The organism is Bacillus sp. FSL E2-8887 (assembly GCF_038007205.1).
Classification (GTDB): domain Bacteria; phylum Bacillota; class Bacilli; order Bacillales; family Bacillaceae_G; genus Bacillus_A; species Bacillus_A mycoides.
The window spans coordinates 3511470-3523829 of record NZ_JBBOWS010000001.1 but is presented as its reverse complement, the minus strand read 5'-3'; the positions used below and the strand labels follow the sequence as shown (position 1 = coordinate 3523829).

The following is a 12360-nucleotide window of genomic DNA, read 5'->3' as shown; positions in this document are numbered from 1 at the left end:
TGCATTAAGGAGGAAAATCTGTGTCAATTCAAAAAATTGATGGAAAACGTTTATCACAAATGATCATTCAAGGAGCCAATAATTTAACAAATAATGTTCAGCTTGTTGATGCATTAAACGTATTCCCAGTTCCAGATGGCGATACCGGTACAAACATGAACTTATCAATGACTTCAGGCGCACGTGAAGTGAAAGCAAATCCTTCGCAGCATGCTGGTAAAGTCGGTGTAAGTTTAGCCAAAGGATTATTAATGGGAGCTCGTGGTAACTCTGGGGTTATTTTATCTCAGTTATTCCGTGGTTTCTCTAAATCCATTGAACAAAAAGAAGAATTAACGACAGTTGATTTTGCTGCAGCTTTAGAAGCTGGAGTAGAGGCAGCTTACAAAGCGGTTATGAAACCAATTGAAGGAACGATTTTAACGGTTGCAAGAGAAACGGGTAAATATGCAGTGACAGTTGCGAAAAAACAGCGCGACTTTGTTTTGTTTATGGAAGACGTTGTAAAAGAAGCAAACGCATCGTTAAATCGTACGCCAGATTTATTACCTGTATTAAAACAAGTTGGCGTTGTAGATAGCGGTGGTAAAGGTCTTGTTGTTGTATATGAAGGATTTTTAGCTGACTTAAAAGGAGAAACGATTTCTTCTGATATGCCTGCCCAACCATCTATGAATGACATGGTACGTGCAGAACATCACCGTAGTGTACAAAGCCAATTGAGTACAGAAGATATTAAGTATGGATATTGTACGGAGTTCATGGTGAAATTAGAGCCTGGAAAAATGAAGGAACATAATTTCTCTGAACAAAAATTCCGTGAAGATATTAGTGTGTACGGAGATTCACTACTTGTTGTATCGGATGATGAGGTTGTAAAGGTTCATATTCATGCGGAACATCCTGGAGATCCTATGAACTATGGACAACGTTACGGTAGTCTAATTAAGATCAAAGTAGAAAATATGCGTGAACAGCATACTGCTTTATTAGATGAACCTACCATGGTACCTGAACAAACGAATCAGCCAATAGAGAAACAACCGTATGGTATTGTAACTGTAGCTATGGGATCGGGTATTAAAACTCTATTTGAGAGCATTGGTGCAACGAAAGTTATCGAAGGTGGCCAAACGATGAATCCGAGTACGGAGGATATTGTGAAGGCGATTGAAGAGGCGAATGCTGAAAAAATCATCATCTTACCAAATAACGGGAATATCGTGATGGCAGCAGAACAAGCAGCGTCAGTTGTAGAACAAGAAGTTATTGTTATTCGTTCAAAAACAGTTCCTCAAGGTATGGCTGCAATGTTAGCATTTAATCCAGTTGGAACGCTAGAAGAGAATGAAGAAAACATGAAAGAAGCTTTAGCTCATGTGAAAACAGGTCAGATTACGTATGCTGTTCGTGATACGGAAATTGACGGTGTAGCGATTCAAAAAGATGATTTCATGTGTATTGCAGATGGGAAAATTGTATCTACAAATGCTGAGAAAGTAGGAGCTGCAAAGCAATTACTAGAAGCGCTAATTGATGAAGATTCTGAAATCGTAACGATTCTACAAGGTGAAGATGCAACAGATGAAGAAGTGGCTAAATTAGTTGCGTTTGTAGAAGAGAACTTTGAAGATGCAGAAGTAGAAGTACATGCAGGGAACCAACCGGTGTATTCTTTCATCTTCTCTGTAGAATAAGAAAAGATTCGATTTGAAAATAAATGGGTTACTTACTTGCTAATAGATAAGAAATAGTGATATGAAGTTTATTACTAGTTTTTATTCAAAAGGCTAGCATATTGATGATAGAAAAGAGCCTTGCTGCTAATAGTGAGGCTCTTTTCTTACGTATTGTACAACTTTGTTTTATCCCGCTATTTGTGGGCAGTAAAACTTCCACCCCCTATATTCGGCTGGAGCAAAGAAGTTAAGTGGGAGATTAACTGCCCGTAAGCGCCCACTGATTATAGTTTCACTTTATATAGAGGGATTAGAGTAGTTTCTCTTAGAATGCCTATGATAGAATATATAAGGTGAAAGAGAGCGATTACAGATGTCAATGATAATAATGGATAATCAATAGAATGAATCAAAGAAAATAATGTGACGGAGCGTGAGAATCTTGAATGAAGTTGTACAAGTTCCTGTTACGGATGTAAAGGGAATCGGAGGAGAAACATCTGAGTTGTTACACGAGATGGGAATTTATACAGTTTCTCATCTATTAGAACATTTTCCGTACCGCTATGAAGACTATGCGATGAAAGATCTTGCTGAAGTAAAGCATGACGAGCGTGTAACGGTTGAGGGGAAAGTTCATAGTGCTCCTTTACTGCAATATTATGGGAAGAAGAAGTCACGTCTTACAGTTCGTGTTCTCGTCGGTCGTTATTTAATTACAGCTGTATGTTTTAATAGACCATACTATAAACAAAAGTTAAATTTAGATGAAACGGTAACGATTACTGGTAAATGGGATCAGCATCGCCAAACAATTGCTGTATCAGAACTGAATTTTGGACCGGTTGTACGACAACAAGAAGTAGAACCTGTATATTCAGTGAAAGGAAAACTGACAGTAAAACAGATGCGCCGGTTTGTTGCACAAGCATTTAAGGAGTATGGAGATTCTATAGTCGAAGTGTTACCAGATGGTTTGTTAAGTCGATATAAATTATTATCACGCTATGAAGCGCTCAGAGGGTTACATTTTCCAGTGGGACAGGAAGACTTAAAGCAAGCGCGTCGCCGTTTTGTATATGAGGAGTTTTTCTTGTTTCAGTTGAAAATGCAAACATTACGGAAAATGGAAAGGGAAAACTCGAAAGGGACGAAAAAGGAAATTTCATTAGTAGAATTGCAAGAGTTTACTGATGCGCTTCCGTTTCCATTAACTGGTGCACAACGCCGGGTTGTAGATGAAATAATGAAAGATATGATATCTCCGTACCGAATGAATCGATTATTGCAAGGGGATGTAGGTTCTGGGAAAACAGTTGTTGCTGCGATTGCTCTTTATGCGGCGAAATTGGCTCGTTATCAAGGTGCTTTGATGGTTCCTACAGAAATTTTAGCCGAGCAACATTATCAGTCGCTCGCGGAGACGTTTTCACATTTCGGTATGAAGGTTGAATTGCTAACAAGTTCTGTTAAAGGTGCGAGACGTCGAGAAATTTTGTCGAGATTAGAACAGGGAGAAGTAGACATCCTTGTTGGAACGCACGCTTTAATTCAAGACGAAGTTATATTTCATAGGTTAGGTCTCGTTATTACCGATGAACAGCATCGATTTGGTGTGGCGCAGCGCCGGGTTTTACGTGAGAAAGGTGAAAGTCCAGATGTATTGTTTATGACGGCGACCCCAATCCCGCGTACGTTAGCTATCACTGCATTTGGAGAGATGGACGTTTCTATTATCGACGAAATGCCAGCTGGTAGAAAGGTAATCGAAACGTACTGGGCAAAACATGATATGTTAGATCGTGTCCTCGGCTTTGTGGAGAAAGAGATAAAAAAAGGAAGACAGGCATATGTTATTTGCCCTCTTATTGAAGAGTCTGAGAAGCTTGATGTACAAAATGCTATCGACTTACATAGTATGCTGACTCATCATTATCAAGGGAAATGCCAAGTTGGATTAATGCATGGGAGACTATCATCTCAAGAAAAAGAAGAGATAATGGGACAGTTTAGTGAAAATAAAGTGCAAATTCTTGTGTCGACAACAGTTGTTGAAGTAGGCGTGAATGTACCAAATGCGACTGTTATGGTTATTTATGACGCGGAACGTTTCGGTTTATCACAGCTCCATCAGCTAAGGGGGCGTGTTGGGCGTGGTAGTGAACAATCATATTGTTTATTAATTGCGGACCCGAAATCAGAAACGGGAAAAGAAAGAATGCGCATTATGACTGAAACAAATGATGGATTTGTATTGTCAGAAAAAGATTTAGAGTTACGAGGTCCTGGGGATTTCTTTGGAAGTAAGCAAAGTGGTCTACCAGAATTTAAGGTTGCTGATATGGTACATGATTATCGGGCGTTAGAAACAGCAAGACAAGATGCAGCGATACTAGTTGATTCAGAAGCGTTTTGGCATAATGATCAGTATGCTTCGCTGCGTACTTATCTTGATGGGACAGGTGTGTTCCAGGGAGAGAAGCTCGATTAAAAGTAGTCTGCAAAAGTTTTTGTTGCATTCTACTTTTAATGATTATATACTACTTTTAGTACCTAGTCATAAAAATGGATGGTGCGGTATGAAAAAAAGAAGAAGTAAAAAAGAAAGACAAGAATTATTACAACAAACAATAGAAACGAATCCTTTTATAACGGATGAAGATTTAGCGGAAAAATTTCAAGTGAGCATACAAACTGTTCGTCTTGATCGTATGGAATTATCTATTCCTGAATTAAGAGAACGAATTAAGCATGTGGCTACAAAACAACATGAAGAAGACGTGAAATCTTTACCGTTAGAAGAGGTTGTCGGAGAAATTATTGATATAGAATTAGATAGACATGCGATTTCTATCTTTGAAGTAAAGGTAGAACATGTATTTAAAAGAAATCAAATTGCTCGTGGGCATCATTTGTTTGCACAAGCAAACTCACTAGCTGTTGCGGTTATTGATGAAGAATTAGCTTTAACTGCAAAGTCCACCATTCGATATATTCGTCCTGTAAAATTAGGAGAGCGTGTTGTTGCAAAAGTACGTGTTGAAGATGTAGAGAATGATAAAGGACGGACGGTTGTCAAAGTGCGTAGTTTTGTTGGAGAAGAACTTGTCTTTACAGGCACTTTTGAAATGTATCGATCTAGTAATTATAGTGAGGAAGGTAACAACTTATGAAAATCGCAATAGATGCAATGGGCGGCGATCATGCACCAAAGGCTGTAGTATTAGGAGCAATGAAAGCTATTAAGGAATACTCAGATTTACATATTACGTTAGTAGGGAAAGAAGAGGGAATTCGTCAATATTTAACGAGTGAAGAGCGAATTACTATACTTCATACGGACGAAAAAATTGAATCGACAGACGAACCAGTAAGAGCGGTTCGTCGAAAAAAACAAGCTTCAATGGTACTAGCGGCGCAGCAAGTAAAAGACGGCGTAGCGGATGCTTGTATATCAGCAGGTAGTACAGGAGCTTTGATGGCAGCTGGATTGTTTGTTGTTGGTCGTATGGAAGGAATTGAACGACCAGCTTTATCACCTACAATGCCAACTGTTGATGGAGAAGGTTTTGTTATGTTAGATGTTGGAGCCAACGTTGATGCAAAACCAATTCATTTATATCAATATGCAGTAATGGGCTCTGTTTACGCAGAGAAGGTAAGAGGAATTAAAAATCCACGCGTTGGACTTTTAAACGTTGGAACAGAGGATGGTAAAGGAAACGAGCTTTCAAAACAAGTCTTTGCTATGCTCAAGGATGCACCAATTAATTTCGTTGGAAACGTTGAATCAAGAGATTTATTGCAAGGTGTAGCAGACGTTGTTGTATGTGATGGTTTTACGGGTAATGTAGCGCTAAAATCATTAGAAGGAACAGCACTTGCGTTATTCTCTATGTTAAAAGAACAATTAATGAGTTCGTTTACGAGCAAATTAGCAGCAGCGGTATTAAAACCAAAACTTATGGTATTGAAAGATAAAATGGATTATTCGGAGTATGGGGGAGCGGCGTTGTTTGGATTGAAAGCTCCTGTCATTAAGGCTCACGGTTCTTCTAATGACCAATCGATATTTAGTGCGATTCGTCAAACGAGAGAAATGGTAGCGAAAGAAGTAATTCCTACAATTTCAAGTGTAATGGAGAAGGAGCCGCTTCAATAAGAGGAGGATTTGAAATGGGAAAAATAGCATTTCTTTTTCCGGGCCAAGGTTCACAGGCAGTTGGAATGGGTAGACAGTTAGCGGAGAATAATAAAGAGGTTGCGAAAGTGTTTGCAAAAGCGGATGAGGTTTTGCATGATTCTCTTTCAGCAGTGATTTTTGAAGGACCGCAAGAAAAGTTAACATTAACGACAAATGCGCAGCCGGCACTATTAACAACGAGCTTTGCAATTTTAACAGCTTTGAAGGAGTATGATATTACACCTGATTTTGTCGCAGGACATAGTTTAGGTGAATATAGCGCTCTTGTAGCTGCTGGTGCATTAACATTCGAAGACGCTGTATATGCTGTAAGGAAACGCGGGGAATATATGGAAGAAGCTGTTCCAGGCGGGGAAGGTGCAATGGCAGCTATTTTAGGTGCGGATCCGGATATGCTGAAACGAGTTACAGAAGAAGTAACAAGTGAAGGATATGCAGTACAAATTGCTAATATGAATAGTACGAAGCAAATTGTTATTTCTGGAACAAAGCAAGGAGTAGAGCTTGCTTCTCAAAGAGCGAAAGAAAATGGTGCTAAAAGAGCAATTCCGCTCAAAGTAAGTGGACCGTTTCATTCCTCGCTTATGAAACCAGCTGCTGAGAAATTCCAAAGTGTTTTAAATGAAATTACAATTCAAGACACGAATATTCCTGTTATTGCAAATGTTACGGCAGATGTTATTACGCGTGGTACAGATATTCAAGCAAAGCTAATTGAACAGCTCTATTCGCCTGTATTATGGTACCCATCTATTGAGTATATGGTGAATCAAGGGGTAGATACATTTATTGAAATCGGACCTGGAAAAGTACTTGCTGGTCTTATGAAGTCGATTGATTCTTCAGTGAAAGCATATGCGGTATATGATGAAGAGACATTAAAAGATACCATTTCAAATTTGAGAGGAGAAAGCTGATGTTAAAAGGGAAAGTAGCATTAGTAACTGGTGCTTCACGTGGGATTGGTCGTGCGATTGCTATTGATTTAGCGAAACAAGGGGCAAATGTTGTAGTAAATTATGCTGGTAATGAGCAAAAGGCGAATGAAGTAGTTGATGAAATAAAGAAATTAGGTTCAGATGCCATTGCAGTAAGAGCAGATGTTGCAAATGCTGATGATGTTACTGCAATGGTGAAACAAACTGTAGATACGTTTGGACAAGTTGATATTCTTGTAAATAACGCTGGTGTAACAAAAGATAATTTATTAATGCGTATGAAAGAAGAAGAATGGGATACAGTTATTAATACAAACTTAAAAGGTGTTTTCTTATGTACGAAAGCAGTATCGCGCTATATGATGCGTCAACGTCATGGACGTATTATTAATATCGCTTCTGTTGTTGGTGTAACAGGAAACCCAGGACAAGCAAATTATGTTGCTGCTAAAGCTGGTGTAATTGGATTAACAAAAACATCAGCAAAAGAATTAGCGAGCCGAAATATTACTGTAAATGCAATTGCTCCAGGGTTTATTGCAACTGATATGACGGATGTATTAGATGAAAATATAAAAGCCGAAATGTTAAAATTAATTCCTGCAGCTCAGTTTGGAGAAGCACAAGATATCGCAAATACTGTAACGTTTTTTGCTTCTGATCAAAGTAAATATGTTACAGGTCAAACGTTAAATGTTGATGGCGGTATGGTAATGTAATAAAAGAATCGATTTCACCTAGTTTTTTTGGACAATATTTTATATAATATTTGAGGGGAGGTGAATAGAATGGCAGATGTTTTAGAGCGTGTAACCAAAATTGTCGTTGATCGTTTAGGAGTAGAAGAAACTGAAGTAGTACCAGCTGCAAGCTTCAAAGAAGATTTAGGCGCAGACTCCCTAGATGTAGTAGAACTTGTAATGCAATTAGAAGATGAATTCGAAATGGAAATTTCTGATGAAGATGCTGAAAAGATTGCTACTGTTGGCGATGCTGTGACTTACATAGAGAGTCATCTATAATGCTTAAGTGAAGTCCCGTTTTTTAACGGGGCTTCTCGGCTTATATCTGGAGGGACCTATGCCGTACCGAAAACATAGAGAAAAAAAATACGAAGCAAAATATCGTGAAGCTTTTAAAGTATTTCAAGAAGAGATAGGTATTACGTTTACAGATGAAAAATTATTGATTCAAGCGTTTACGCATTCATCGTATGTGAATGAGCATCGAAAAAAACCGCATGAGGACAATGAGCGTCTTGAGTTTCTTGGCGATGCTGTATTGGAACTCACTGTATCACAGTATCTGTTTCAAAAATATCCGACAATGAGCGAAGGAGAGTTAACAAAACTACGTGCAGCTATTGTATGTGAGCCATCTCTTGTTCGTTTTGCAAACGAAATGTCATTTGGTAGCCTTGTTTTATTAGGGAAAGGTGAGGAAATGACGGGTGGACGTGAACGACCAGCTTTATTAGCGGATGTCTTTGAAGCGTTTATTGGTGCCCTTTATCTTGATCAAGGGCTAGAAACAGTTTGGGGTTACTTAAAAGAAGTTGTATATCCAAAAATTAATGAAGGTGCTTTTTCTCATGTGATGGATTATAAGAGTCAATTGCAAGAATTGATTCAGCGTGATGGTAGTGGCAATGTTGAGTATCAAATTTTGCAAGAAAAAGGACCGGCCCATAACCGAGAATTTGTGTCCCGTGTAACTTTAAATAATGAGGCATTAGGTCTTGGAAGTGGTAAGTCAAAAAAAGAGGCAGAGCAACAAGCTGCTGCAGAAGCATTGAAAAAATTAAAAGAACAATCATGAGGAATCCCCCTTTGAATGAGGGGGATTCCTTATGCATAGAATGAAACTTTCCTTTTATTTATAAATAAAAGGAGTGGGAAATCCGTATAGTAGTTTGTTTTCGTACAGACTACGTTTACAACAACGGAGAATAGGAGGAAGGCCTTTCGTGTTTTTAAAAAGATTAGAAATAGCAGGATTTAAGTCTTTTGCTGAGCGTGTATCTGTCGATTTTGTTCCAGGTGTAACTTCTGTAGTAGGACCTAACGGGAGCGGGAAAAGTAATATTACTGATGCAATTCGCTGGGTACTTGGTGAACAATCTGCAAAGTCATTACGCGGTGCAAAGATGGAGGATATTATTTTTGCCGGCAGTGATACGAGAAGAGCGGTTAATGTTGCTGAAGTTACATTAACTTTAAATAATGAAGACCAACGCTTACCGATTGAGTATAACGAGGTGTGTGTAACGCGTCGTGTATCTCGTTCGGGTGATAGTGATTTTTATATTAATAAACAATCTTGTAGATTAAAAGATATTATTGATTTATTTATGGACTCTGGTATGGGAAGGGAAGCTTTTTCGATTATTAGCCAGGGGAAAGTCGAAGAGATTTTGAGTAGTAAATCAGAAGAACGTCGTGGTGTATTTGAAGAAGCTGCGGGTGTGCTGAAATATAAACTTCGTAAAAAGAAAGCTGAAGGGAAATTGGCGGAAACACAAGAAAACTTAAATCGTGTACAAGATATTATTCACGAATTAAGTAGTCAAGTAGAACCACTAGAAAGACAAGCTTCTATTGCGAAAGATTATCTTGAGAAAAAAGAAGAATTAGAGAAAGTAGAAGCTGCGCTTATTGTACATGAAATTGAAGAATTACATGAAAAGTGGGAAGCGCTTCGAAATCAATTTGGGCATAATAAAGATGAAGAAGCTAAAATGTCGGCGAACTTACAAAAAAGTGAAGAAGAGCTTGAGGAATTACGCGGGCAATTACAAGCCGTTGATGAATCTGTAAATTCCTTACAAGAAGTTCTACTTCTGTCTAGTAAAGAACTAGAAAAACTAGAAGGGCAACGCGAGCTGTTAAAGGAAAGAAAGCAAAATGCAACGACACATTGTGCGCAGCTGGAAAAGCTAATTGTTGAGTTAACAGAGAAAACTACAAGTTATGATGGCGAAATTGAAACAAGTACAGAAGCTTTAATGCAATTTGTGAATCAAGTAAAAGAATTGGAGAAGAAATTGCATGATAACGAGCAATTACTTGCGACTTTTGCTGAGAATTTAGAGGAACAAATTGAGAATTTAAAAGGTGACTATATTGAACTTTTAAATCAACAAGCAAGTCTTCGTAATGAATTATCTATGATTGAAGAACAATCAAAACAGCAAAACTCTAAAAACGAACGACTTGATGAAGAAAATGAAAAGTATGTACAGATGCGTGTGGAAATTACAGCGAAAAAGGCGAAACTTGTAGACAGTTATGAGCAAGCGAGAGAGAAAATAGCTGGCATTATTTCTAACATACAGAAGACAGAAACGGCACTTGGGAAATGTAAGTCACAGTATAGTGAAAATGAAACGAAACTGTATCAAGCGTATCAATTTGTGCAACAGGCGCGCTCTCGTAAAGAAATGTTAGAAGAGATGCAAGAGGACTACTCTGGCTTCTATCAAGGGGTACGTGAAGTATTAAAGGCTAGAGAAAATAGACTACAAGGTATTGAGGGAGCTGTTGCAGAACTTCTGACTGTGCCGAAAGAATATGAAATCGCAATGGAAATCGCCCTTGGGGCAGCGATGCAACATATCGTAGTACAAACAGAAGAGCATGCTCGTAATGCAATTGCATTTTTAAAGCAAAATAAACATGGCCGTGCAACGTTTTTACCTCAAGCTGTTATTAAAAGCCGATCGCTATCATTTGATCAATTACGCATTGTGAATCAGCATCCATCGTTTGTCGGTGTAGCGGCAGAACTTGTGCAGTACAATAATAAATATGAGAATGTAGTTTCAAGTTTATTAGGTACAGTTGTTGTTGCGAAAGATTTACGCGGAGCAAATGAGTTAGCGAAACAACTGCAATACCGCTATCGTATTGTAACACTCGAAGGTGACGTAGTGAACCCGGGTGGTTCTATGACGGGTGGAGCTGTAAAACAGGCGAAATCCTCTTTATTGGGACGTCAACGTGAACTTGAAGAGTGGACTAAAAAACTAACTGACATGGAAGAAAAAACAACAAAGCTAGAAAACTTTGTTAAAGCAGTAAAGCAAGAGATTCAAGAAAAAGAAGTACAAATACGAGAGCTACGCCAAGGTGTAGAGACCGAACGTGTAGATGAACAGAAGCTAAGAGAAGAAATTAATCGTTTAGAATTAGATGAACATCGTATTAATGATCGTTTATCGATTTACGATTTAGAGATTGAAGGATTTTTACAAGATCAAGTAAAAATGCAAGGGCGCAAAGAAGAGTTAGAAAAGATTTTAGCGACTCTTCAAGTTGAGATTGGGGAATTAGATAGCAAAATCGTCGTTTTAACGAAACAAAAAAGTGAACAATATTCTTCAAAAGAAAAAGTTCAGAAGGAAATGACGGAGCTAAAAGTACAATCTGCTGAACAACAACAACGTTTGTCTAATCAAAAAGAAAAAGTCGAACGTTTGACGAAGGAAAAGGAAGAGACTGATGCGACGCTTGTAAAAACGAAAGAAGATTTAGCGTTCTTAAAGCAAGAGATGACATCTAATTCAAGTGGCGAAGAACAAATTACGAATATGATTGAGAAGAAAGCGTATGATCGTAATCAAACTTCGGAGTTAATTCGTTCTCGTCGTGAACAACGCGTATCATTGCAAGAAAGAGTCGAGCATTTAGAGCGCGGTGTGAAAGAAACAATAGGTAAACATAAATATATTCTTGAGATGCTGAAAGATCAAGAAGTGAAAATTAACCGACTTGATGTAGAGCTGGAAAATAGATTGCAACATTTACGTGAAACATATACTATTTCATTTGAAGCAGCAAAACTTAAGTATACAATGATGATGCCTGCAGAAGATGCACGTAAAAAGGTGAAACTAATTAAACTATCCATTGAAGAGTTAGGCGCAGTAAATTTAGGGGCAATTGATGAATATGAACGTGTAGCAGAGCGCCATACATTCTTATTAGAGCAAAGAGATGACCTAGAAGAAGCGAAATCGACATTGCATCAACTTATTACGGAAATGGATGAAGAGATGAAAAAACGCTTTTCTACTACGTTCGAAGGGATTCGAACAGAGTTTCAATCTGTATTCTCTGAATTATTCGGAGGTGGAAGAGCGGATTTAGTAATGACAAACCCAGAAGATTTACTAAATACGGGTATTGATATTGTAGCGCAACCACCAGGGAAGAAACTACAAAATTTAGGTTTACTTTCAGGGGGAGAGCGTGCTTTAACGGCAATTGCGCTCTTATTTGGTATTTTAAAAGTACGCCCAGTTCCATTCTGTGTTCTAGATGAAGTGGAAGCAGCTCTTGATGAGGCAAACGTTGCTCGTTTTGCGCAGTATTTAAAGAAATTTAGTGATGAAACGCAGTTTATTGTAATTACACACCGAAAAGGTACAATGGAAGAGTCTGATGTATTGTACGGTGTAACAATGCAAGAATCAGGGGTGTCGAAGCTTGTTTCTGTTCGTTTAGATGATGGCGAAGAACTTGTTGCAAGTAGATAGGAA

9 protein-coding genes are annotated in these 12360 nt (G+C 38.3%); all 9 read left to right on the top strand.

The window, feature by feature from the left end; translation table 11 throughout:
• Nucleotides 1–20 precede the first annotated feature (20 nt).
• The 9 genes from NSQ08_RS17850 (at nucleotide 21) to smc (ending at nucleotide 12357) form a co-directional block, all read left to right on the top strand.
• A complete protein-coding gene (locus tag NSQ08_RS17850) occupies nucleotides 21–1697 on the top strand; it encodes a DAK2 domain-containing protein (protein WP_002033789.1) in 1677 nt (558 codons plus the stop codon).
• A 424-nt stretch (nucleotides 1698–2121) separates the two neighbouring features.
• Nucleotides 2122–4170: an ATP-dependent DNA helicase RecG gene (recG, locus tag NSQ08_RS17845; protein ID WP_256484434.1), complete on the top strand. Its 2049-nt coding sequence runs from the start codon at nucleotides 2122–2124 to the stop codon at nucleotides 4168–4170.
• An 88-nt stretch (nucleotides 4171–4258) separates the two neighbouring features.
• The gene (gene fapR / locus NSQ08_RS17840) at nucleotides 4259–4852 is read left to right on the top strand and encodes a transcription factor FapR (protein ID WP_000747354.1); all 594 of its coding nucleotides are present in this window, start codon (nucleotides 4259–4261) and stop codon (nucleotides 4850–4852) included.
• Nucleotides 4849–5841 carry a phosphate acyltransferase PlsX gene (gene plsX / locus NSQ08_RS17835; RefSeq protein ID WP_002128828.1) on the top strand — a complete coding sequence of 331 codons (993 nt, stop codon included), beginning with the start codon at nucleotides 4849–4851 and terminating at the stop codon, nucleotides 5839–5841. The genes fapR and plsX overlap by 4 nt, the downstream gene beginning before the upstream one ends.
• Nucleotides 5842–5855: 14 nt before the next feature.
• Complete coding sequence (gene fabD, locus NSQ08_RS17830; RefSeq protein WP_002033790.1) at nucleotides 5856–6800, top strand: ACP S-malonyltransferase; 945 nt, start codon at nucleotides 5856–5858, stop codon at nucleotides 6798–6800.
• Entirely contained in the window at nucleotides 6800–7540 is a 741-nt protein-coding gene (gene fabG, locus NSQ08_RS17825; RefSeq protein ID WP_002014514.1) for a 3-oxoacyl-[acyl-carrier-protein] reductase, read from the top strand. The genes fabD and fabG overlap by 1 nt, the downstream gene beginning before the upstream one ends.
• 69 nt (nucleotides 7541–7609) lie before the next feature.
• Complete coding sequence (gene acpP, locus NSQ08_RS17820; RefSeq protein WP_002014515.1) at nucleotides 7610–7843, top strand: acyl carrier protein; 234 nt, start codon at nucleotides 7610–7612, stop codon at nucleotides 7841–7843.
• Nucleotides 7844–7901: 58 nt separating this feature from the next.
• The gene (rncS, locus tag NSQ08_RS17815) at nucleotides 7902–8639 is read left to right on the top strand and encodes a ribonuclease III (protein ID WP_002033792.1); all 738 of its coding nucleotides are present in this window, start codon (nucleotides 7902–7904) and stop codon (nucleotides 8637–8639) included.
• A 148-nt stretch (nucleotides 8640–8787) separates the two neighbouring features.
• A complete protein-coding gene (gene smc / locus NSQ08_RS17810) occupies nucleotides 8788–12357 on the top strand; it encodes a chromosome segregation protein SMC (RefSeq protein WP_215588456.1) in 3570 nt (1189 codons plus the stop codon).
• Nucleotides 12358–12360: the final 3 nt, after the last annotated feature.